A 22632-nucleotide genomic window follows, 5' to 3' on the forward strand; every position below is an offset into this window, starting at 1 on the left:
CATGCTCAAGGATATCTTCCTGCAGGCGATGGAGGCGATGCGTTTCAACGGCCGCCGGACCGCGATCACTGTAGTCGGCATGGCCTGGGGAATTGCAACCGTCGTGCTCCTGCTGGCTTATGGAGCGGGCTTCGGGCGCGCCTTTGAGACGATCTTCGCCCAGTTCGGCACCAACATGATCGGCGTCTTTCCCGGAACCACCAGCGAGCAGGCGGGAGGCGCCAAGGCCGGCGTCAAAGTCCGGTTCAAGCAGGATGACGTGGAGCGCATCGAGGAGACGGTGCCCGGTATCCTTCACGTCTCACCCGTGCTCTGGAAGCAGGTGCCGGTTCAGAATGACCTCCACTCGTTCACCTGGGAGGTCGATGGAATTACGCCGGAGCTGGCCGACATCATGAACATGCAGATCGACGAGGGCAGATTCATCTCCGCGACCGATATGCAGCAGCGCAATCATGTCGCTGTGATCGGCTCGGAGGCGAAGACGAAGCTGTTCTCGGGCATGTTCCCGCTGGGCCAGAAGATCCGGCTCAACGGCGTCAGCTTCGAGGTGATCGGCGTTCTGAAGGCCAAGATGCAGGAGGGAGACGACAACTTGAATCGCGTCGTCGATATTCCGTTTCCCACGATGGGTGACATCAAGGACACCAAATATATCGATGGCATGTGGATGAGCTTCAAGGGCGACCACAAGGCAGTGGAGCGTGCCTTAAGGAACGAATTAGGCGTGGCGCACGGCTTTCGCCCCTCGGACCGGAACGCTGTCTTCGTCGCCAATATCATGGAGCAGCTTTCGCAGTTCCGCATCATCTCGCTGGGCCTGCAGGCGTTGCTGCTGTTTATCGGCGTTCTGACGCTTGGGATCGCGGGGATCGGCCTGATGAACATCATGCTGGTGAGCGTGCAGCAGCGAACGCGCGAGATCGGGGTTGAAAAGGCTCTGGGCGCGCGCAAGCGGCATATCCTGTTTCAGTTCCTTGCCGAGGCCCTGGTTATTACCGGTGTTGGAGGGCTGGGCGGTATCCTGCTTGCCTTCGCGGTGAGCAAGATCGTCGGTGGAATCACCTTCTATAGCGCCATCGCCACGAACGCCAGCGCGGCGGATATCTACCTTCTGATCTCACCCAACATCGTGATCGTCGCGACGACGGTGCTGGTGCTGGTGGGCATCGTCAGCGGAATGATTCCGGCGATCCAGGCGGCTAACCTCGATCCAATCGAAGCCCTGCGATACGAGTAGGGTACCCCTTACCAAATTAGTGCAAAGTCTTAGAAACAGGTGACTTAGGTCCGGACTTCCGTTCAAGGCCCTACGCTTCCATGAGGGAAGTCCTGTGTCTCTTTTCCTCTGATTTCAGTCTACAGAGAGAGGGAATCTAACCGGCAACTATAAATTGCTGATGTGAAATGGCTTGCCTAAAGATTCCACTTGACAGCTGAGGGCACGGGAGTTTTTCGTATGGGGCCTGAAGATCACGGAGGACGGCGCATGAGTGAGAGATTCTTATCGCTGATGCTGGCCCTGGTGAGCCGCACCCTGCTGCTGCGAGACAGGTGGAGCGGCAATATGGGGAGATGGCTGAGTCTCTTTCCGTTTGCCTCGCATCGATTCGTCCTGATGAGTGGAAGAAGGGAACTCTCGGCTGTCTACATCTCCGCCGGAGAGGAGGCTCCCGCCTTCGTAATCTGTCACGGAATCGGTGAGAGGGTCGAATACTGGGGGCTAGTGCAGGACCTGCTGCGGCGGGAGGGAGTGTCCTCGCTGGTCTTCAACTATACGGGCTTTGGAGCGAGCTCCGGGCTGCCCTGCGCTACCTACTGCGAAGAAGATGCGGTGGCCGCGGTGGAGGAGCTGGTCAGACGCGGTGTGAGGGATATCTTTCTTCTCGGTTTCTCCATGGGGACAGGAGTTGCCTCTGCGATTGTCCCGCTCGTGAATGTTAGAGGCGTGATTCTTTGCCAAGGGTTCTCTTCGTTACGAGAGGCGGCGCAGGTTGCCGGGATTCCACGATGGGTGACCCTGCTGGCGACGGATGCCTGGCGGACAGAGGAGAGAGTGAGGGGACTGAACGTTCCGGTGCTGGTGGTCCATACAGTAGATGACGGGCTGTTTCCGGTCACCATGGCGGAGAGGGTGGGGCGGGCCTGCGGCGAACGGGGAGAGACGATCGTCCTTTCCGGGTTTCCGCACAACACGCCGATCTTCGCGGCGCCGGAGAAGTATTGGAGACCGGTTGTAGCGTGGGCGAAGAGGCGGATTGGGAATCCTGGCAAAAGCCATCGAGCTTTGCTCGATGCCCCACCTTAGAGGTAGATGAAATCAGTCCGCGCTCAGGGGCTCGAGGGGAATATCGGTCCCAACTCCTGTGCCCAGTTCCTGGTCCTTGTACTGGAGCTGATAGAGCTTCCAGTAGAGGCCGCGCTGGGAGAGAAGCTCCTGGTGGGTTCCGTGTTCGCGCAGCTGACCTTTGTGCATCACCAGAATGGTATCGGCGCGCTGGATGGTGGAGAGGCGATGCGCGATGAGGATGGACGTACGCCCGGTGATCATGCGAGAGAGGGCCAGGCGGACGCGCAGCTCCGTGTCTGTATCGACGGAGCTGGTGGCCTCGTCGAGGATGAGAATGCGGGGCGCATGGGCGAGAGCGCGGGCAAAGCTGATGAGCTGCTTCTGGCCGGTGGAGAGCGTGGCACCGCGCTCCTGTACAGGCTCCTTGAACTGGAGCGGGAGGCTGCGGATGAAGTCGCCGACATTCACCTCGTCGCAGGCGCGTTCCAGCTGCTCATCGGTAATCCAGGAGGAGCCGAGACGCACATTGTCGGCGATGGTGCCGGTGAAGAGGAAGGGGTCCTGAAGGACGACACCGAAGCGGCGGCGGAGCGTGGTGAGATCCTGTCGGCGGACATCGACTCCGTCGACGAGAATCTCGCCACGCTGGATGTCGTAGAAGCGCATCATCAGGCCGGTGATGGTGGTCTTGCCTGCACCGGTGTGGCCTACGATGGCGGCGGTTTCGTCAGGCTCGATGGTGAAGCTGACGCCACGAAGAATCCATTCGATATCGGCGAAGGAATCCAGCTCTTCGCTGCTGGCGTTCTGGATGCGGGCGAGCTGATGCTCGTCGAGATTCTGATAGGTGAACCAGACGTTGCGAAACTCGACGCGGCCGGAGTTATCGCCGGCTACGGGATGGACGGGCGAGACGATCTCGGATTGGGTGTCCAGCAATTTGAAGACGCGCTCGGCCGCAGCCATGGCCGCCTGCAGGATGTTGTATTTGTCGCTGAGGTCCTGGATCGGGCGGAAGAAACGCTGCGCGTACTGGATGAAGGCGATCAGAATGCCGATGGAGACGGTTCCGAAGAGGCTGGTATGCACCGCGCCGTCGCCGGGCAACAGATACGTGTGAGCGGAGAGCCAGGAGAAGCTGGTGGAGTGAAGGACGCTGATGCCTCCCCTCCAGATGACGAGAGCGATCGCGGTCGTGCTCAGGAACTCGACGATGGGATAGTAGAGTGCGTAGGCGAAGATGGCGTCGCTCCACGCCTTCTTGTTTTCGGCATTGACGGAGGAGAAGTCGTCGAAGGCGCGGCGCTCGCGATTGAAGAGCTGCACGATGGCCATGCCGGAGACGTACTCCTGGGTGAAGGAGTTGATGCGTGCCGTGGCAGAGCGCTGACGACGGTAGCTGTCGCGCACATGCTTGCGGAAGATGCGCGTGACGTACAGGATGGCCGGGATGACCGAGATGGTGAGCAGGGCCAGTGGCCAGCTCATGCGCAACATGATGATGACGATGAAGGCCAGCACGAAGACGTCTTCAAAGATGGCGAGGACGCCCGAGGTGAACATCTCGTTGAGGGCATCCACGTCTGAGGTGACGCGGGTGACGAGGCGTCCGACTGGATTGCGGTCGAAGAAAGAAGGCGACATGCGCTGCAGATGGCGGAAGATCTGGCTGCGCAGATCGAACATGATCTTCTGTCCGGTCCATTGCATCAGGTAGGTCTGGACGAATTCGAGGCCGAACGTGATGACGAGCGCGCCGAGATAGAGCATGGCGAGCTGAGTGATCCCTGTGATGGGGGAAGGATCGAGGTGCCGTGCAAGCCAGGAGAGCTGGGCCGGGGAGGTACCGGTCATGTAGGTGTCGACCGCTACCTTCACCAGATAAGGCCCCATGACATCGGTAGCAGCCTTGAAGAGGATTGCGATGGAGGAGAGAACGACCTGAAGGCGGTAGGGCCGAAGATAGGTGAGCAGGCGGCGCATCAGGCGACCGTCATAGACCTTGCCTACGACTTCATCCTCCTGCGGAGTTTTCTTCGCAGGCTCCCTGGAGGCGCTGGCGGGTGTCTTCTGATCGGCCATCTGTATCCATTCTAGATGCTTGCGGACGAGGCCGGATGCTAAAGAATGGTTACGGCTTCGCGGCAGTCGCGATCTCGGCGATTCCGCGTACGGCTCCCTGACTGGGGAGTTGGGCGAAGACGAGCAGGCGCATCCGGGCGGGATCGGAGTCGGCTGGGGCGTTGATTTTGAAAGAGATGGGGCCGTGCCCAAGATCCTGCAGCTTTCCGATGCGCTCAAACGAGCGAGCGATGCTGACGTGGTTTAGTTGCTTGCCCCCGTTTTCCCCAGCCTTGACTGTGGTGGAAGCCTCGGGATCGATGAGGACAGCGTAGAGGTCGCCATGAGGCAGGTCCATTGTCCCGACGGAGGAGACGGAGGCAGCAATGCGTTTGCCTTCAATCGAGGGGGCGGAGAGGGAAAGCCCCAGCTTCGGGGCCTGCGCGGCCTGCGAGATGGAGGCGACCGCCTTGGAGGAATCGCTGCCGAGGAACTGCGACTGGCCATCCACGACCATCTGTGGCGTATAGGCATCGTCAAACTTCAGCCGGGGAGCATAAAAGTTCTGGCGCTGGGTGAACTGCGAGGAGGAGAAGCGGTCGCGCCAGCCCTGGCGGTCCCAGTAGTCGACGTGCTCTTCAAGGACGATGATGTGGGCGTTGGCGACAGGCTGCTCCTTTTGCAGAACGGCAAGGAGCTTGTCGGCGGGCGGGCAGCTGGAGCAGCCCTCGGAGGTGAAGAGCTCTACGAGAACCGAGGTGCGGGTTGCGGACTGAGCGAGGAGAGGGAGGGGAAGTCCAAGGAGGAGAGCCGCAGTGAGACGGAGCTTGATTGAAGTCACGATGGTTCCTTTTCGAGAAAGCCGCAGGGTGGCATTCTACTGCCTGGTTGGATGGAGGCGCGATGCTCGCGGTCACAAATGAAAAGGATGGGGGTTGAAGTGGCCCATGTGGAACGGCTTTCGAGGAGATTTGCTATGCTCGGCGTACATCGTTCGCTTGAGGCTGGGGAGAGATGCTGCTCGAGTTACGCGCGGAAAACTATGCTGTGATCGACCGGACTGTTGCCAGCTTCGGGCCGGGATTGAACCTGATGACAGGGGAGACGGGTGCGGGCAAGTCGATCCTTATCGATGCGCTGCAGATGCTGCTGGGCGGTAAGGCCTCGTCGGATGTGGTGCGGCATGGCGAGGAGAAGGCGGTGGTCTCGTGCGTCTTTGAGATGACTCCAGGGGCCGGGGCGGTGCTTGAAGCCAATGGGATTGATGCGGAGGCGGATGAGGTTTTGCTGCGGCGTGAGATTGGAGCCAATGGCAAGGGCCGCGTGTTTGTGAACAATCAGCCTGCGACGGTCGGGGTGTTGCGTCAGCTTGCGCCGGAGCTTGCGCTTGTGCACTCGCAGGGCGAGACGATGGGGGCCTTCGACCAGGCGCAGCAGAGGACTCTGCTGGATCGCTTTGGCGAGATTGCCACCGACACCGTCGCGGCGGCTTATGCTGCGTGGAAAGAGACCGCGGAGAAGCTCGCGGAGCTGGAGGCCGATGAGCAGGACCGTTTGCGCATGGCGGATCTGTGGCGGTTCCAGGCGAAGGAGATCGAGCAGGCGGGGTTGACCACCGAGGATGAGGATGCGCAGCTGGAAACCGAGAAGAGGGTTCTGGCGAATTCGGAACGCCTGTTCACGGCTGCGATGAGCGCGCATGAGCTGCTGTATGAGAGCGAAAACTCTGCCGAGACGACGCTGAGTGCGGCGCTGAAACATATAGAGGATCTGGCGCGGTTCGATACGCGGTTTGCGGCGGCTGCGCAGCAGCTGGGCGCGGCGAAGGCGACGGTGGAGGATGTGGATGCCGAAGTGAGGGAGTTCGCGGAGAATGTGAACGCGTCCCCGGGGCGGCTGGAGGAGATTGAAGACAGGCTGGCGGCGCTGGACCGGCTGAAGCGCAAGTACGGCCAGACGCTGGCAGAGGTGATCGCATTTGGAGCCGAGGCGTCACGCAGGCTGGCCGAAGTGGAGAACCGGGATGCGCTGCTGGTAGAGCTGCATGCGAAGCAGGAGAAGGACGCAATAGCGTATCGCGCAGCGGCGAACAAGGTTACGGCGGCGCGACGGGATGCGGCGAAGCGTCTGGAGAAGCTGGCCGTGGGGCAGATCAATGATCTGGCGATGAGCACGAGGTTTGAAGTGAAGGTGAATCCGGAGGAGTCGTCGGCGGCATGGACGGCGCACGGATGGGACCAAGTGGAGTACAGGATTGCGACGAATGCGGGCGAGCCGTTGAAGCCGCTGGATGAGATCGCCTCGGGCGGCGAGATGTCGCGGGTGATGCTGGCTTTGAAGGTGACGGTGGAAGAAGGAACGCAGGGCGGCGGAAAGAAGAAGAAGATTCCTCTGCCGCGAACGCTGGTCTTCGACGAGATCGACATCGGCATCGGAGGAAGAGCAGCGGAGGCGGTTGGCAAGAAGCTGAAGACGCTGTCGCGCGGACAGCAGGTGTTGTGCATTACGCATCTGCCGCAGATTGCGGCTTTTGCCGACCAGCATTTTCTGATTGAAAAGACCGAGAAGCGCGGAAGGACGCAGACCGAGATTCGCAAGATGGACGATGCGGAACGAGCACGCGAGATCGCCCGGATGCTGAGTGGAGAGAAGTTGACGGAGACGAGCCTGAAACATGCCGAACATCTGTTGGCAATGAGCCGTTAGAGCCTGAAAAGTTTGCCGCGGGTTTCGGAGATCGCACACATCTCGTTCGCGGGCGATGGCATCCGAAGTAGGCACACAGCAGTCCCTTTGGAGGGATCTAGCGATGGCCAATCTTCCCCAAAAATGTGCAAAGCAGGGTTGCAGCTGCACGGCGCAGCCGGGTAGCAAATACTGCTCGACCCAATGCGAGGATTCTCGGAAGTTTATGACGCTGAAATGCAACTGTGGACATCCCGATTGCGCGGGTTGATGTTGCTTCATAACTTATTGATATTGCAGCCTGCTAACCTTCTTTAATTCAGGCCGTTTCTTTGACGAGTGGGATTGGGAGCGGGTCTGCGCGGGAGGCCCTGTTTGCACCAGATGTGGTTCATCCCAATGCCTTTTTAACCCCTGAACGCGGTATACTTATCAGGTGACCACTACGACCCTCGATCATGTTGCTGTAACCGAGAGCGGCTCTTCCCCGACAACCAAGCGCGTCCTTCTCCTCAAGCCTCGCGGCTTCTGCGCGGGGGTTGTTCGCGCGATCGACATTGTCCGGATCGCCCTGGAGACATTTGGCGCGCCGATCTACGTACGTAAGGAGATCGTGCATAACAGCTATGTCGTCAACGATCTGGCGAAGAAGGGCGCGATCTTTGTCAATGAGCTTGATGAGGTACCCGAGGGCGCACGCGTGATCTATTCGGCGCACGGCGTCTCCCCAGCGGTACGGCAGAGGGCGAAAGATCGTGGTTTGAAGGTCGTCGATGCGACCTGCCCCCTGGTGACCAAGGTGCATGTAGAGGCGATCAAGTTCGCCAAGCAGGGGTACTCCCTGGTGTTGGTGGGGCATCGCGATCACGAAGAGGTTGAGGGAACACAGGGTGAGGCTCCTGAGGTGACTCAGGTAGTTTCGACCGTGGAAGAGGTCGCGGCTCTGGTAGTTCCGGATCCGGACAAGGTGGCTTACCTGACGCAGACGACGCTCTCGCTGGACGAAGCGAAGTACATGATCGATGCGTTGAAGAAGAAGTTCCCAAACATCGTTGGACCGCACGCGCAGGACATCTGCTATGCGACCGAGAACCGGCAGACCGCGGTGAAGAACGTCGCTCACGGAGCGGATGTGGTGCTGGTGGTGGGTTCGCGCAACAGTTCGAACTCCAATCGGCTGGTCGAGGTCTCGCAGAACCTGGGGACGAACTCTTACCTGATTGATAAGGCCGAGGATATCCGGCCGGAGTGGTTGGAGGGGATGAACGCGATCGCCGTGACCGCGGGTGCTTCGGCGCCTGAGGTCCTGGTCCAGGAGGTCGTCGGCTATCTGCAGTCCAAGGGTTACGGCTCGGTGGATGAGGTTGAAGTGATGCCCGAGAATGTGCGCTTTGGGCTGCCGCCTGAGATTGTCCAGGCGATTGCATCCGCGCCCCAGCCGGCACAGTAGACGAAGGGCAGAGAGTACGCTTTTCCTCGTTTTATTGGTTTCAGAGAGTCACAAATGAGCAACGTTGCAAAGAACCCGCAGATCCCAAACCAGCCCAAGATCCAACCGCGGTTCGGCCGGCTGGATCTTGGGCTGGACCATGTTGTGGATGGCATACGGCGAGCCAAGGATTGGCTGCTGGGCCAGCAGCATGAGGACGGCTACTGGTGCGGGGAACTCGAAGCGGACGTGATGCTTGAAGCTGACTATATCTTCATGCACACGCTGCTCGGCACGGGCGATCCAGGCAAGATGCAGCGGGCTTTAAATGAGATTCTGCGGCATCAGAATGAAGACGGCGGATGGAGTCTTTATCCGGGCGGCCCGTCCAATATCAACTATGGAGTAAAGTCCTACCTCGCGCTCAAACTGATGGGCTGGTCCAAGGACCATCCTGTTCTAGTGAAAGCACGCGAATGGATTCTGGCTAACGGCGGCGTGGTGGAGTGCAATACCTTCACCAAGATGTATCTCTGTGCCATGGGACAGTACGACTATGATGCCGTCCCGGCGGTTCCGCCCGAGATCGTGCTGTTTCCCAATTGGTGCTACTTCAACATCTACGAGATCAGCGCCTGGTCGCGCGCCATTCTGGTGCCGCTCTCGATCATCTACGCGAAGAAGCCCTTCAAGAAGCTGACTCCGGAGCAGGGAATCGACGAGCTCTTCGTGGGAGGACGCCATAACGCCAACCTGCACCTGCGCTGGGACACAAAACGCCCAATCAGCTGGCGAAATTTCTTTCTGTTTACCGACCGGATGGTCCACTGGTTCGAGCGCGTTCATATCCGGCCTCTGCGTAAGGTCGCTATCCACAGGGCGGAGCAGTGGATCCTCGAACACTTCGAGAAATCCGACGGCCTGGGCGCGATCTATCCCGCCATGCTGAACGCCATCGTGGCGCTGCGCGTCCTCGGCTACTCCGAGAGCGATCCGCAGCTCATCCGCGCACGGGACGAGTTCGAAAAGCTGGGTCTCGATTTTCCCGAGGGCGAACCAAACTACCCCACACCGACCTTCCGAATGCAACCCTGCTTCTCTCCGGTCTGGGATACGGCGCAGGTGCTCTCGACGCTTGGCGATGCGGGTCTTTCGCGCAGAGATCCTCGTCTGGTAAAGGCCGCAGACTGGCTGCTCTCGAAGGAGATTCGTTACAAAGGAGACTGGTCGCATAAGGTGAAGAATGTCGATGCCAGCTGCTGGTGCTTCTTCTTCAATAATGATCATCAGCCTGATGTCGACGACACCGGCGAGGTTCTGCTGGCCCTGAAATCCGTGGACAACCCCCGCGAGCGCTACCAGCATGAAGTGACCCAGCGCGCGGTCGAGTGGGTCTTCGCTATGCAGTGCAAGAGCGGTGGGTGGGCCTCGTTCGACAAGGACAACACCAAGAAGATCTTCGAGTCCATTCCGTTTGCCGACCACAACGCCATGATCGATCCGCCCACCGCGGATATCACCGGGCGCGTTCTGGAGATGTTGGCGCAGTATGGATACACTCGGCGCGACCCGCGTGTAGAGCGAGCCGTGCGGTTCGTCCTGAAGGAGCAAGAGGCGGACGGATCGTGGTTCGGCCGTTGGGGCGTGAACTACCTCTATGGCACCTTCCTGGCGCTCCGTGGTCTGCGCGCGATGGATTTTGACTCTAACGAGCCAGCGGTGCAACAGGCGGCCGAATGGATTCGCATGGTGCAGAACACCGATGGCGGATGGGGAGAGACCTGCGGCACCTATGACAACGCCGACCTGCGCGGCACGGGACCATCGACTCCGTCTCAGACAGCCTGGGCGTTGCTTGGGCTGCTGGCCGCTGACGATACCCGTTCGGACTCGGTTGCAAAGGGAATTCGCTGGCTGATTGAACGCCAGCATGAGGATGGAAGCTGGGATGAGCTGGTACCGGGAAGGAACGGAGAGAGCTACTACACGGGAACAGGGTTTCCGCGTGTGTTCTATCTGGGATATCACCTGTACAAACAGTATTTCCCGTTGTTGGCTTTGACGACGTATCAACGCGCGATGACGCGCGAGGCGGATGAGTAGGGCCGCCGCATTATAGATTTTTTTTGGGAGGAAACCCAGAATGGCAGTACCAGTCTCACAGGCCTGGACAGTCGCAAGCTATGTATTGAAGCAGAAGCTGAGCGGACGGAAGCGATATCCGCTCGTGCTGATGCTCGAGCCCCTTTTCCGCTGTAACTTAGCATGCGCAGGCTGCGGAAAGATTCAGTACCCGGCGCATATTCTGAAGGCTGATTTGAGCCCGGAAGAGTGCTTTAAGGCGGCAGAAGAGTGTGGCGCCCCGATGGTGTCTATCCCGGGGGGAGAGCCGCTGCTGCACCCGCAGATGCCGGAGATCGTCGCCGGTCTGGTGGCGCGCAAGAAGTATGTGTACATGTGCACGAATGCTCTTCTGCTGAAGGAGAAGCTGCACCTGTTCAAGCCGTCGAAGTATCTCTCCTTCTCAGTGCATGTGGACGGAGAGAAGGAGCATCACGATTTCTCCGTCTGCCGCGAAGGCGGATACGATATCGCGATGGAGGGAGTTCGCGCTGCGGTGGCAGCGGGCTTCCGCGTGACGACGAACACGACGTTGTTCGACGGTGCTGACCCGAACAGCGTGCGCAGGCACTTCGACCAGCTGATGGAGGCCGGTGTCGAAAGCATGATGGTCTCGCCCGGTTACACCTACGACAAGGCTCCGGACCAGAATCACTTTCTCGGCAAGGCGAAGTCGCGCAAACTCTTTCGCGCGATCCTGTCGAATCGGAAGAAGTCGTGGGAGTTCAACACCCACCCGCTCTTTGCCGAATTCCTGATGGGCAAGCAGAACTTCGAGTGCACGCCATGGGGCATGCCGACCTTCTCGATCTTTGGCTGGCAGAAGCCCTGCTATCTTTTGCAGGACGGCTATGCCGATACCTTCAAAGAGCTGATGGAGACGACCAACTGGGAGAACTACGGCGCGAAGAGCGGCAATCCCCAGTGCGCGAACTGCATGGTGCACTCAGGTCACGAAGCCTCCGCAGTCGATTACAACTTCGGTTCTCTGAAGGGTTTTCTTGTTACCGCAAAGAAGTATATGTTCCCGTCGCTCTATCCTGATGCTGAGGCTGAAAAGCTGTTGAACGAGTGGAAACCCGCTCACGCGATGCCTCTGGTCCAGATTCAGGATGCGACGAAGGGCCAACTTGAGCCGGTTTCGGGAGATTAATCGCAAATGGCGACAGAGCAGCAGGAACATCTGAAGATCGAGCAGCTTCGTCAGCAGAGCGCTGATGAGATTGAGACCATTGCAGGCCGCGAGAAGGAGAATCTCGAAGGCTGGATTCCGAATCTGGCGACGGATGCGGAGATTCGCGAAGCTCTGGAGAAAGCCTTCGACTATCGCGGGGACGTCACGATCACGCGCAAAGATGGGACGAAGGTTGAGGGCTACCTCTTCGATCGGCGCTCGGGTTTTTCGCTTGCGGACTCATTCGTGCGCGTCATCCCCACGGCCGATAAGACGAAGGTGAATGTCAGTTACGCGGATATTGCGGCGCTTGCCTTTACGGGACGCGATACCGCGGCAGGCAAGACCTTCGAGGCCTGGGTGAAGAAGTACTGGGAGAAGAAGGCTGCCGGGGAGAAGAACATCCAGATAGAACCGGAGAAGCTGGACTAGGTCAATCTCCGGTTCGGGGTTCCTCTAATGATCAAACTGTTTGCCGGAACGAAAAGCTGATTCCTCCACTCCGCTATGCTTGGGTCGGAATGACAATCGTTTGGGGATGCTCTCAGGGACTAGATCACTTTTGAATACATATCCCGAGCAATCGGGGAAAGACGACACGTGCGCGTATTCATCACTGGAGCGACAGGCTTTGTAGGATCCCATGTGGCGCGGAAGTATGCCACCGAAGGGGCGCAGCTACGCCTGCTCACGAGGAAGACGAGCCGGCTCGAAGGCCTTGAGGGACTGGATGCGGAGGTTGTTACCGGCGATCTGCGGCAGCCGGAGAATCTTCGCAGCGCGCTAACCGGATGCGACGCCCTGGTGCACGTGGCCGCCGATTACAGGTTGTGGGTACGCGACCCGAAGGAGATGTACGCGGCCAACGTCGATGGGACGCGCGAGCTTCTAAGGCTGGCGCGGGAGACGGGTGTGGAGCGTGTCGTGTACACGTCGAGTGTGGCGACGATGGGCTTCAAGTCTGACGGCTCGGTAGTGAACGAGGACACGCCGGTCTCTCTCGAGGACATGATTGGGCATTACAAACGGTCGAAGTTTCTTGGCGAGCAGGAGGCGATCAAAGCTGCTGCCGCTGGACAGCATGTGATGATCCTGAACCCTACGACTCCCATTGGGCCAGGGGATGCCAAGCCTACGCCTACGGGAAGAATCATCGTCGACTTCCTCAACAGGAAATTTCCTGCTTATGTCGATACCGGACTGAATCTCGTCGATGTGGATGAGGTCGCACGCATGCATGTTGTAGCGCTTGATCGTGGAACGCCGGGGCAGCGGTACATTCTTGGGGGCGAGAACCTTACGCTGAAACAGATTCTCGATCGCATGTCTGCGATTACGGGACTGCCTTCTCCGACGAAGAAGGTTCCTCATGCAGTCGCGATGGGCTATGCGTTCTTCGACGAGATGATTACGGGAAGGCTCCTGAAGAAGGAGCCTCGCGCAACGGTTGAGGCTGTGCGCATGGGGAAGAAGAAGATGTTCGCTTCCTCTGCGAAGGCGGAGCAGGACCTCGGGTTTCATGTGCTGCCGATCTATCAGGCGTTGCGTTCCGCGATCGATTGGTTCGTGAAGCATGGATACGCTCCAGCCTTCAGTGGGGCGAAGCTATGAGGATTGGGGTTATCGCCGCACTGGCTGGAGAGCTAAAGCCACTGGTGCGAGGCTGGGAACAGCAGCGCTCGGGAGTAAAAGGACTATCGGTGTGGCGGACGACTCGCGATCGCGATGAACTGATTGCGGTCTGCGGCGGTATGGGCGCCAACGCCGTTTTGCGCGCTTTTACGGCGGCAGAGTTTCTGGGAGCGCTCGATCTTGTCCTGTCGGTGGGATGGGTCGGCGCATTGGCTCCGGAGATGAAGGAGGGCCAGTGTTATCGTCCTTCCCAGGTGATTGACACGCAGACAGGCGAGCGATTCCTTACCTCTGAAGGCGAAGCTGCAGTGAGGCTGGTTACGACGCCTCGTGTAGCGAATGCGGCGGAGAAGCGGCGGTTGAGGGAGAGCTATGGAGCCGCACTGGTCGATATGGAGGCCGCAACGGTGGCTCGGCTGGCTCAGATGCGAGATGTGCCGTTTTTCTGCTTCAAGGCAGTATCGGATTCTCAAGATGCGAAGTTGCCGGACCTGAATGCATTTATTGACGAGCAGGGCCAGATGCAGATGCCTTCGTTTCTTGCGCACGTGGCGATAAGGCCCGGGGTGTGGGGATCGCTGCTGGAGCTGGGGAAGAACAGCTCGGTGGCGGCGCGGGCCATTGCCGAGGACGTCAATCGGTTTCTGAATGAAGAAGTGAACCGAATAGGAGCAGCATAGACCTGTGAGCAGCGAGAAGATGGAAGTACCGAAGACGATGCGGGCCGCTGTGTATCGCGGCGTGAACGATGTGCGGGTCGAGACGATTCCAGTTCCCGAGATCGGGCCGGGCGAGGTGCTGGTAAAGATTCATACCTGTGGGATCTGCGGTACCGATCTCAAGAAGATCCACACCGGGTCGCACTCGGCTCCGCGTGTCTTTGGACATGAGATGTCGGGAACCATTGCCGCCGTGGGCGCTGGAGTAACGGACTTCGCGTTGGGCGAACGCGTAATGGCGTATCACCATATTCCGTGCGGTGAGTGTTTTTACTGCCGCAAGCAGACCTTTGCGCAGTGCGAGACCTATAAGAAGGTCGGCTGTACCGCGGGCTTCGAGCCTTCCGGCGGCGGTTTCGCCGAGTACATTCGCGTGATGGACTGGATTGTCCGTCGTGGCCTGGTGAAGATTCCCGACTCCGTTCCGTTCGAGCAAGCGGCGTTCATCGAACCGGTGAACACTTGCTACAAGGCGGTCGATATGCTCAGTCTGCAGCCCGATGAGACGGTCCTGGTGATCGGGCAGGGATCCATCGGCGTTCTGCTGGCGGCGCTGGCGCGCAGGACCGGCGCGACGGTGTTGACGAGCGATCTTTATCCGGAGCGCCATGCCGTTGCGGCAAAGTATGGGCTCGACCATCCGCTGGATGCGCGCGGGGATGTGGTTGCGGCGGCAAAGGCAGCGACCGAGGGGCGTGGCGCGGACGTTGCGCTGGTTGCCGTCGGCGGCAATAAGTTGATCCAGGTGGCCATGGATGCGATTCGTCCGGGAGGCAGGGTGATGCTGTTTGCCGCAACCCAGCATGGCGAGGCCCCGTTCGATCCGGCCGCGGTGTGCATGGATGAGAAGACGCTGATGGGTTCGTACAGTGCATCGGTGGCGATTCAGGACGAGGTGACGCGGCTGGTGCTCGATGGCTATCGCACGGGCCTGGATTTGACCCAGCTGGTCTCACATCGCTTCTCTATTGAGGATGCGGTCACGGCGATCGAGCTGGCATCGAATCCGCAGCCGGATTCGATGAAGATTGTGATTCAGCCGGGGTTGTAAAGGCGTCGGTTGAATCACACAAAATTACAAAACCGTCGAAGACGCACGATCAGTCGCGATTGCGTTTCTTAATCTCGACGTTGAGGCGCTTGATCTTCTGGTTCAGCGTTGAGAGCGGGATACGGAAGTATTCGGCGGCTTCGGTCTGGTTCCAGTGGCAGCGTTCCAGCCGATCGGCGATGATGCGGCGCTCGATCTCTTCCATCAGGTCGAAGAGCGAGGCGTTCGGCTGCTGCTCGAGCAGGGTTGCCGAGTAGGTGTTGCCGGTAAGCTGCGCGGGAAGAAGCTCGGGATGAATGATCTTTCCGGTGGAGAGGACGACGCCGCGCTCCATGGCGTTCTCGAGTTCGCGCACATTGCCTGGCCACTCGTAGTCCATCAGAATGCGCATGGCTTCAGGGGAGAGTGTGCGTTCCTCCATGCCATTCTCGTTGGCGTAGAACTTGAGGAAGTGAGAAGTGAGCAGGGGAATGTCTTCGCGACGCGAGCGCAGCGGGGGCAGCTCAAGCGTAATGACGTTGAGGCGGTAGAAGAGATCTTCGCGAAAGCGGCCCGCGCGCACGGCTTCATGCAGGTTGACGTTGGTTGCTGCGAGGATGCGGACGTCGACCTGAATCTCCTGGGTTCCTCCGAGATGCATAAAGCGGCGATCCTGCAGGACGCGCAGGATCTTGGCCTGCATGTCCATGGTCATGGTGCCGATCTCGTCGAGGAACAGGGTTCCCCCGTTGGCGACCTCGAAGAGGCCCTTTTTGGCTGAGATCGCGGAGGTGAAGGCGCCTTTGACGTGGCCGAAGAGGGTGGACTCAAGCAGCTCGGAGGGGACCGCGCCGGTGTTGACTGGGACAAAGGGACGGTCGCGGCGTGGAGAGTTTGCGTGAATGGCCTTGGCGATCAGCTCCTTGCCGGTTCCGCTTTCACCCTGAATGAGCACGGTGGAGCGGCTGGGGGCGATCTGCGCGACGAGGTCGAAGAGCTTCAGCATTGGCTCGCTCTTGCCGACGATATTTTCGAAGTTATAGCGCTGCTTGAGGGTCCGCTTGAGCTGGACGACCTCTTCTTCGGCGCGATGGCGGGCGATCGCGGTACGGATGTCGGCCAGCAGCTTCTCGTTGTCCCAGGGCTTCTGAACGAAGTTCTCGGCGCCGGAACGAATCGCATCGACGACGTTGCCCATCGTGCCAAAGGCCGTGATCATGATGACGGGAAGCGTGGGATACATCTCGACGATACGCGGCAGAAGATCCATACCGCTCTCTCCGGGAAGGGCGAGATCAAGCAGAAGCAGGTCGTACTGGTTCCGGGCAAGCTGCTCCATGCCGGAGACGCCCTCGGTCGCGAGCGAGACGGTGAAGCCTTCGAGGGTGAGCATGGTTTCGAGCGACTCCCGGATCGCAGCCTCGTCGTCGATGATGAGAATGCGTGGGCTTCCTGCGATATGGTCTGCAGGACGTCGAGTCGTGGACTCGGCGGCTGCATCAGTGGTGATTTCAGGCATGAATCGTCTTCCTATCGGGGTCCTGTGCGGCGGCGGAGATTGCTGCAGGCTGTGCGAGGGGGCGGCCGGCGGAGACAGGGAACTCAAGCTGGAATGCCGTGCCGATGCCAACTTCGCTTTCGACGTGAATCTTGCCGGCGTGCTCCTGCATGATTCCGTAGGTTACGGCAAGCCCGAGTCCCGTCCCCTTGTGCCCGCCTTCCTGCGGTTTTGTCTTCGTGGTGAAGAAGGGATCGTAGATGCGATGGAGATGGTCGCGCTCAATGCCGGCTCCGGTGTCCTGAATACGCACCAGAACCCGCCCCGCGCCGTGGAAGGTGGCGATTCGGAGCATGGCATTGGACCTGCCGAACATAGCATCCTTGGCGTTGAGCATCAGGTTCAGGATCACCTGCTGCAGCTTGCCGCGGTTTCCATGGATCAGAGGAAGCTGCGGATCAAAATTGGTCTCGACGCGAATCTGGGCGGTCTTGAGCTGATGCTCGAGCAGGACCAGCGTGTCGCGCAGAAGATCGTTGAGGTCGACGCTGGCGAACTCGCTTCCGCTGGTGCGCGAGAAGTTGAGCAGGCCATTGACGATCTCGGAGGCGCGGAAGGTCTGCTGCGTGATCTTTTCGAGCACTGGAGCCAGGCGCTCATCGTCGCGCATGTGTTTGGTCAGCATCTGGGCGTAGCTGGAGATAACGGCCAGCGGCGTATTGACCTCGTGAGCCACACCGGCGGCAAGCAGGCCTATGGAGGAGAGCTTCTCCGACTGCGTGAGCTGCGCCTCCATCTGGATGCGGTCGGTGATGTCATCCACGAGAATGATGCGCCCGATGGTGATGAAGTCGCGTGTGACCAGAGGAGCGATGGCGATGTTGGCGACGCGCGATTCACCGGAGGGAAGCGCCAGGCGGAATTTATACAGCGTGTGCGTCCCTTGTTCCTCTCGAATGGCGTTGAAGCGTGTGACAAAGTCCGCGGGGAAGAGCTCGGAGATTGGCTGCCCGAGCGCGTTGGCACGGGGCTGGGCGAACAGCACTTCCATCTGCGCATTCCAGCTTTCGACGCGGTTGTCGAGGTCGACGGCGAGGATCCCGATGTTGATGGATTCGACGATGTTCTCGTTGAATTCCTTGAGCCGCTCGAAGTCTGTGATCTTCTGTTCGAGCCTGCGATAGAGCTGAGCGTTCTGAATGGCGATCCCGATATAGCCGGCCAGCGATTCGAGCACCTCCATCTCTTCGCTCGAGAGAAAGTCTCCATCGTTGGTGCGACCCAGTCCAATCACCGCTACGGTGCGGGTGCCGAAACCTTCTCGATTGGCGACACGGCAGGGAACATAGTAGTTCAGGTCCAGCCGAGCGGCGGTCAATCGCTGCATGTCCTGAAGGTGGAGCACCTGCTGGGGGTTTTCAAGGAAGATATGGTTATTGGCGCCCTGCCGATCAAAATCGAAGAACCCCACATCGAGCGACTTAAGTTCAGACGGCGAAAGGTTTGTGAGGCCGTGCGACGCGACCAGCTCAAACTGTGGGTGGAAACGAGGAGTCTCGGTTTCGGCGGCCAGAAAGACGGCGACGCGAGTGACCAGCAGCACCTGGGGCAGCTGCTCGACGATGGAGTCCAGGAGGGCGCGGAGATCGGTCTGCGAGTTCAGGCCGCGACCAAACTCGATCAGGGTTTCGCGATAGTCGAAGCGCCTCTGATCGAACATGCGGTCGACACGTCCCTGAATGGCACGCTTAAGCGGGTCGAAGATCAGGCCGGTGACGACGATGGCCAGCAGAAGTCCCCAGGTACGCAGACTCGGCAGACGCGCGTGAACCATCTCCGCCGTGACGGCGACCACGGCGAAGTAAACACCAACGAGTGCGGCGGTAGCGAGGGTATAGGTAACGCCGCGCTTGAAGATGAGATCGACATCCATCAACCGGTAGCGAACGATGGCCCAGCTGAAGGTAAGGGGGAGAAAGACGAGAGAGAGTCCCGCCAACTTGGTAAGCAAGCTGGGGACGTTGACATTTGCGAGATAAGGGATCGCGTAGATCAGCGTGAACGGAGCGATCGCGAGCAGAGTGCCACGCGTAAGCCACTTGAGCTGCTGGCGTTCGAGCGTAGACTGCGCCCGGCGGTAGCGTATGCGGAAGACCACAGCTGCGGTGACATAGTAGAGCGCCAGATAGGCAACGGAAATCTGATCGAGGCGATGCCGAAGCAGTCCGGTTGCCGACCAGTACTGGAGGGCCCAGCACTGCAGGCCGATCAGAAAGATTCCGGGAAGATAGAGCGCGGCGCAGAGGATGCGACGGCGAAGCTTGCTTGAGAGCTCGGCGTAATCGTCGGAAAAGTTGACTGCGAAGTGGAGGAATAGGGCAGGCTGCAGCGCCCCCGCTGCAATATTGCCCCAGTAGACGATCCAGTCGAAGGTATCGAGTTGACCGGTGTACTTGAACGAATAAAGGACAAACGAGACCAGGCAGAAGACATAGAAATGTGTCGACTTCGGTGCGGTCCAACGCCGGAAGAGCACATAAAGTCCAATGCTGAGGTAGACAAGCGCAATAAAGCGAAGGCCCTGGTTGATAGAACGGTCTGTCGGCACCAGGATGACCTGGATATCCAGCCTGGCTGCATTTTTCAGGTCCGCGGTACGTGCGACAGGACGGAGAATCGAATAAGTGGCGTGTCCCCAGATTCCGCTGCGAAACATCTGGTGAACCAGGGTTGCCATGCGCTCGACCGGGTGGTCGTTGACCCCGATAAGAAGATCGCCGGTACGGACACCGGCGCGATCGGCGGGGGAGCCGGAGGGAACATATTGTGCCTGCATCCCACCTTTTGACTCGATCCAGGTCACGCCATCGGTGGGGATCTCATAGCCGTTTTCGCGCTGAAGATTCATCATCGCGAGAACGCAGGCCGCCAGCGTCGCGATGGCAAGGGCGACAGCCAGAATACGCGTTTGGGCGGCGTCTTTCATAAAGCTTCAAAAGTAAGCACAGCACATCGAGTTCCAAACGTACATGTAACGATGGCGAGGGTTTGCATCGACATGGGGCTCCCTCTTCTATGAAAAATCATAACCCGTTTTGCAATTAAGAGATAGAAACCTTTCTTCCACAGAAATTCCAGGTCAGAAGAAAAGGGGTAATTTTTTAGACGATCGGGAAAAATGCCTCGCAAATGCAGCACCTGCAATTTTAATAATCCTGTAACATAAATATCTTGGGGTGGAGACCGAACGATGTTGCAGGAACTGGAAGATCGGGTGGAGATGGAGGAAGGCTACGTCACGATTCATGGGGCGCGCCTCCATTACCATCGCGCTGGCGCAGGCCGGCCGCTTCTCCTGCTGCACGGCCTGGTGGGATCGGCAAGAAACTGGCGGCAGAACATTCGTTTTCTGGCCCAACACGCGAACGTCTATGCGGTAGACCTGCTCAATATGGGAGAGTCAGAGCGGATCCCGGGACTGGACTCGAGCCTCGAAGCCACGGCAGACCGTGTAGCTGCCTGCATGGATGCCTTCGGGTTGAAGGTGGCGGACATTGCGGGTCACTCGCACGGTGGTGCGGTTGCCATGATGCTTGCGGCACGGCATCCGCAGCGGGTAAGAAGCCTGGTGCTGTTTGCTCCAGCGAATCCCTACTGTGATCTGGGTCGGCAGCTGATCGCCTTTTACCAGACCAAGGCCGGTATGTGGCTGGCACGGCAGATTCCCTGGCTTCCCCGGAGGCTTAAGGCGACAGCGCTCAGCCGCATGTTTGGCAACCCTGCGTTAGTGGCTCCCGACGCATTGGATGGCTATACGGCGGGACTGCATATCCCAGGAACGATCGATCATGTGTTGAACATCGTTCGTGGATGGTCTTCCGATATGCGGCAACTGCGCGAAGTTCTTTCGAGTCTGGCGGAGAAGCCGACACTGTTGATCTGGGGAGACCGCGATCGCACAGTTGGCTTGCAATCTGCGGAAAAGCTGCAGCGCATGTTGCGAAGATCCAGCCTGGTCGTACTTCCCGGAGTCGGGCACATTCCGTTTGAAGAGATGCCCGAGGCTTGCAACGGCGCCATGCGAGACTGGCTTTCAACTTCGCGGCCTTCCAACTAAGCAGGCTCTTCCAGTCCAAAGTTTCGCTTCAACCATGAGCGCAGAATCTCTTGCATCTGGTTCAGTTTGGCGCCCGGCGACTCGGGAGTTCCCTGGAAGAAGTGTTCCGCTCCCTGGATCCATGCAATCTCCTTCGGGTCCGCGGCATGCTTGAGCATGGGCTCTACGAACTGCCTGGGGCCGAACTGATCTTCCGCACCGCTCAGGAAGAGTTTGGGTTGAGTGCATCGCTCCAGGAATTCATAGCTGTAGTTGCGACCTTCGGCGCGGTAGGGAATACCCAGGCCGACCAGGCCCTTGACCAGAGGATCGCCGCATCCAGCTTGCAGGCCGATGAAGGAGCCGAAGGAAAATCCTGCCAGCAGCACGGGCAGGCCCAGCGTCGCATCCATCCAATCAAGCGCGGCTCGTGCGTCGTTCAACTCGCCGGGGCCATGATTGTGCGTGCCTTCGCTGAGTCCTACGCCCCGGAAGTTGAACCGCAGAACAGGAAGTCCCAGGCTGGAGAAGACCTTCATCGTGTGGTAGACGACCTTGTTGTGCATGGTGCCTCCGCCGAGCGGATGCGGATGGCAGACAAGCGCGGCGTATCGCGCGTCTTGACGTCCACCGTTCAGGACGGCCTCAAGCCTGCCGGCGGGGCCGTGCAAGTCGTCGATGGATCGAATTACTGGTCCCTGGGAAGAAGAAGAAGTCATTTGAATCATCTCTAGTAAGTGTATCGAGCCGAACAATGCAGTTCCGTCAGGTTTAATGCTGTTCGGAGCGGAATGCAAAGGTCAAATCGTGTGTCGTATGCTTGAAACCATATGCCAGTCGATCCTATTCAGCTTACCCGGCAGCTTGTCGATATTGAATCCACAACGTATCACGAGGCGCCGGCCGGAGCCTTTCTTCATGAATACCTGGAGGGGCAGCGCTATTCCGTCGAGCGCATGCCGGTATCTCAGCCGGACCGTATTCTAACCCCCGGCGCTGGCGATGGAGACCGGTTCAATGTTTACGCGGCGATGCCGGGTGTGACTCCGGAGATCGTTCTCTCCACCCACATGGACACCGTTCCACCGTACTTCGGCTCTCGCGAGGACGATGAGTTTCTCTACGGGCGCGGCACCTGCGATGCGAAGGGAATCATCGCCGCCCAGGTTGCGGCTGCGGATCGGCTGCGCGAGGCCGGCGTGAAGGTGGGGCTCCTGTTTGTCGTCGGCGAGGAGCGTGACTCGGCTGGAGCCAAGGAGGCGAACCTTCATCCCAAAGGGTCGAAGTTTCTGATTAATGGCGAACCTACGGACAATCGCCTTGCGCTGGCTTCGAAGGGAGCGCTTCGCGTAGAGATTCGTGCAAAGGGAAAGATGGCGCATTCGGCTTATCCCGAGCTCGGGGAGTCGGCGGTCGACAAGCTGGTCGAGGCCTTGCACGATGTCCTGGCCATGCCACTTCCGGTAGAGCCGGAGATCGGCCCTTCGACTCTGAACATCGGATTGATTGAGGGCGGGCGTGCACCGAACGTGATCGCGGACAAGGCGGAAGCCCATCTCCTGATTCGGTTGGTTGGCCCATCGGAGGAGATCAGGGAGAACATTTTGAAGGCGGTTGGAGATCGCGCTGACGTGGCGTTCTCGCTTGACCTGCCCTTCGTGAGAATGCGCAAAGTTGGGGATCTTCCGACGATGGTGGCGAAGTTCACTACGGATATTCCGTCGCTGACGGAGTGGGGAGAGCCCTTCCTTCTGGGGCCGGGATCGATTCACGTGGCACATACCCCGGACGAAAAGATCGCCAAGAAAGAGTTGCTGGAAGCCGTGGACCTCTACTACAACCTTGCTGCCAGCCTTGTCGGCTAGAAGGGAACCAACACGGATGCGCGTTCTGAATT

17 protein-coding genes are annotated in these 22632 nt (G+C 59.1%); 12 read left to right on the plus strand and 5 right to left on the minus strand.

The features are described 5' to 3' along the window. The first annotated feature begins 1 nt into the window (after position 1). Together AC5S26_RS23850 and AC5S26_RS23855 are read left to right on the plus strand one after the other, a co-directional pair. Entirely contained in the window at positions 2 to 1240 is a 1239-nt protein-coding gene (locus AC5S26_RS23850; protein WP_494187452.1) for an ABC transporter permease, read from the plus strand. Between the two features lie 249 nt (positions 1241 to 1489). Beyond that, a complete protein-coding gene (locus AC5S26_RS23855; protein ID WP_494187453.1) occupies positions 1490 to 2308 on the plus strand; it encodes an alpha/beta hydrolase in 819 nt (272 codons plus the stop codon). A 12-nt stretch (positions 2309 to 2320) separates the two neighbouring features. Here AC5S26_RS23855 and AC5S26_RS23860 read toward each other — a convergent pair whose 3' ends face one another. Both AC5S26_RS23860 and AC5S26_RS23865 read right to left on the minus strand, forming a co-directional pair. Then, a complete protein-coding gene (locus AC5S26_RS23860; RefSeq protein ID WP_494187454.1) occupies positions 2321 to 4372 on the minus strand; it encodes an ABC transporter ATP-binding protein in 2052 nt (683 codons plus the stop codon). A 49-nt stretch (positions 4373 to 4421) separates the two neighbouring features. Further along, positions 4422 to 5192, minus strand: coding sequence for a DUF1223 domain-containing protein (locus tag AC5S26_RS23865; protein ID WP_494187455.1), 771 nt, complete (start codon positions 5190 to 5192; stop codon positions 4422 to 4424). Positions 5193 to 5365: 173 nt separating this feature from the next. Between AC5S26_RS23865 and recN the strand changes: the two genes are divergently transcribed. From recN to AC5S26_RS23905, 8 genes are all read left to right on the plus strand, one after another. Beyond that, positions 5366 to 7057, plus strand: coding sequence for a DNA repair protein RecN (recN, locus tag AC5S26_RS23870; protein WP_494187456.1), 1692 nt, complete (start codon positions 5366 to 5368; stop codon positions 7055 to 7057). Positions 7058 to 7472: 415 nt separating this feature from the next. Further along, the gene (locus tag AC5S26_RS23875; protein ID WP_494187457.1) at positions 7473 to 8486 is read left to right on the plus strand and encodes a 4-hydroxy-3-methylbut-2-enyl diphosphate reductase; all 1014 of its coding nucleotides are present in this window, start codon (positions 7473 to 7475) and stop codon (positions 8484 to 8486) included. Positions 8487 to 8540: 54 nt separating this feature from the next. Next, on the plus strand, positions 8541 to 10568 hold the full coding sequence (gene shc, locus AC5S26_RS23880) for a squalene--hopene cyclase (protein ID WP_494187458.1): 2028 nt from the start codon (positions 8541 to 8543) through the stop codon (positions 10566 to 10568). Positions 10569 to 10608: 40 nt separating this feature from the next. Continuing rightward, a complete protein-coding gene (gene hpnH / locus AC5S26_RS23885; RefSeq protein ID WP_494187459.1) occupies positions 10609 to 11739 on the plus strand; it encodes an adenosyl-hopene transferase HpnH in 1131 nt (376 codons plus the stop codon). A gap of 6 nt (positions 11740 to 11745) precedes the next feature. Further along, complete coding sequence (locus AC5S26_RS23890; RefSeq protein ID WP_494187460.1) at positions 11746 to 12192, plus strand: hypothetical protein; 447 nt, start codon at positions 11746 to 11748, stop codon at positions 12190 to 12192. 168 nt (positions 12193 to 12360) lie between these two features. Then, positions 12361 to 13371, plus strand: coding sequence for a hopanoid-associated sugar epimerase (hpnA, locus tag AC5S26_RS23895; RefSeq protein WP_494187461.1), 1011 nt, complete (start codon positions 12361 to 12363; stop codon positions 13369 to 13371). Beyond that, positions 13368 to 14072: a phosphorylase family protein gene (locus tag AC5S26_RS23900; protein WP_494187462.1), complete on the plus strand. Its 705-nt coding sequence runs from the start codon at positions 13368 to 13370 to the stop codon at positions 14070 to 14072. The genes hpnA and AC5S26_RS23900 overlap by 4 nt, the downstream gene beginning before the upstream one ends. Before the next feature lie 19 nt (positions 14073 to 14091). Further along, a complete protein-coding gene (locus AC5S26_RS23905) occupies positions 14092 to 15162 on the plus strand; it encodes a zinc-dependent dehydrogenase (RefSeq protein WP_494187607.1) in 1071 nt (356 codons plus the stop codon). A gap of 49 nt (positions 15163 to 15211) precedes the next feature. Here the strand turns inward: AC5S26_RS23905 and AC5S26_RS23910 are convergent, their stop codons facing one another. Together AC5S26_RS23910 and AC5S26_RS23915 are read right to left on the minus strand one after the other, a co-directional pair. Beyond that, positions 15212 to 16660, minus strand: a complete 1449-nt coding sequence (locus AC5S26_RS23910; protein ID WP_494187463.1) for a sigma-54-dependent transcriptional regulator — start codon at positions 16658 to 16660, stop codon at positions 15212 to 15214. Then, positions 16653 to 19625 carry an ATP-binding protein gene (locus AC5S26_RS23915; protein WP_494187464.1) on the minus strand — a complete coding sequence of 991 codons (2973 nt, stop codon included), beginning with the start codon at positions 19623 to 19625 and terminating at the stop codon, positions 16653 to 16655. Before AC5S26_RS23915 ends, AC5S26_RS23910 begins: the two co-directional genes overlap by 8 nt. A gap of 264 nt (positions 19626 to 19889) precedes the next feature. Here AC5S26_RS23915 and AC5S26_RS23920 point away from each other — a divergent pair, with 264 nt between their 5' ends. Beyond that, on the plus strand, positions 19890 to 20756 hold the full coding sequence (locus AC5S26_RS23920) for an alpha/beta fold hydrolase (RefSeq protein WP_494187465.1): 867 nt from the start codon (positions 19890 to 19892) through the stop codon (positions 20754 to 20756). On the opposite strand, the gene AC5S26_RS23925 is transcribed toward AC5S26_RS23920, so the two are convergent. Further along, positions 20753 to 21454, minus strand: coding sequence for an alpha/beta hydrolase (locus AC5S26_RS23925; RefSeq protein ID WP_494187466.1), 702 nt, complete (start codon positions 21452 to 21454; stop codon positions 20753 to 20755). The genes AC5S26_RS23920 and AC5S26_RS23925 overlap by 4 nt on opposite strands. Positions 21455 to 21565: 111 nt before the next feature. Here AC5S26_RS23925 and AC5S26_RS23930 point away from each other — a divergent pair, with 111 nt between their 5' ends. Next, positions 21566 to 22600: a M20/M25/M40 family metallo-hydrolase gene (locus tag AC5S26_RS23930; RefSeq protein WP_494187467.1), complete on the plus strand. Its 1035-nt coding sequence runs from the start codon at positions 21566 to 21568 to the stop codon at positions 22598 to 22600. Positions 22601 to 22632 lie beyond the last annotated feature (32 nt).

Source organism: Edaphobacter sp. FHG110511_03 (assembly GCF_059115365.1).

Coding starts and splice junctions, on each gene's coding strand:
- AC5S26_RS23850 (WP_494187452.1), top strand. CDS start 2: ATGCTCAAGGATATCTTCCTGCAGGCGATGGAGGCGATGCGTTTCAAC.
- AC5S26_RS23855 (WP_494187453.1), top strand. CDS start 1,490: ATGAGTGAGAGATTCTTATCGCTGATGCTGGCCCTGGTGAGCCGCACC.
- AC5S26_RS23860 (WP_494187454.1), bottom strand. CDS start 4,372: ATGGCCGATCAGAAGACACCCGCCAGCGCCTCCAGGGAGCCTGCGAAG.
- recN (WP_494187456.1), top strand. CDS start 5,366: ATGCTGCTCGAGTTACGCGCGGAAAACTATGCTGTGATCGACCGGACT.
- shc (WP_494187458.1), top strand. CDS start 8,541: ATGAGCAACGTTGCAAAGAACCCGCAGATCCCAAACCAGCCCAAGATC.
- hpnH (WP_494187459.1), top strand. CDS start 10,609: ATGGCAGTACCAGTCTCACAGGCCTGGACAGTCGCAAGCTATGTATTG.
- AC5S26_RS23890 (WP_494187460.1), top strand. CDS start 11,746: ATGGCGACAGAGCAGCAGGAACATCTGAAGATCGAGCAGCTTCGTCAG.
- AC5S26_RS23900 (WP_494187462.1), top strand. CDS start 13,368: ATGAGGATTGGGGTTATCGCCGCACTGGCTGGAGAGCTAAAGCCACTG.
- AC5S26_RS23905 (WP_494187607.1), top strand. CDS start 14,092: ATGGAAGTACCGAAGACGATGCGGGCCGCTGTGTATCGCGGCGTGAAC.
- AC5S26_RS23910 (WP_494187463.1), bottom strand. CDS start 16,660: ATGCCTGAAATCACCACTGATGCAGCCGCCGAGTCCACGACTCGACGT.
- AC5S26_RS23915 (WP_494187464.1), bottom strand. CDS start 19,625: ATGAAAGACGCCGCCCAAACGCGTATTCTGGCTGTCGCCCTTGCCATC.
- AC5S26_RS23920 (WP_494187465.1), top strand. CDS start 19,890: ATGTTGCAGGAACTGGAAGATCGGGTGGAGATGGAGGAAGGCTACGTC.
- AC5S26_RS23925 (WP_494187466.1), bottom strand. CDS start 21,454: ATGACTTCTTCTTCTTCCCAGGGACCAGTAATTCGATCCATCGACGAC.
- AC5S26_RS23930 (WP_494187467.1), top strand. CDS start 21,566: ATGCCAGTCGATCCTATTCAGCTTACCCGGCAGCTTGTCGATATTGAA.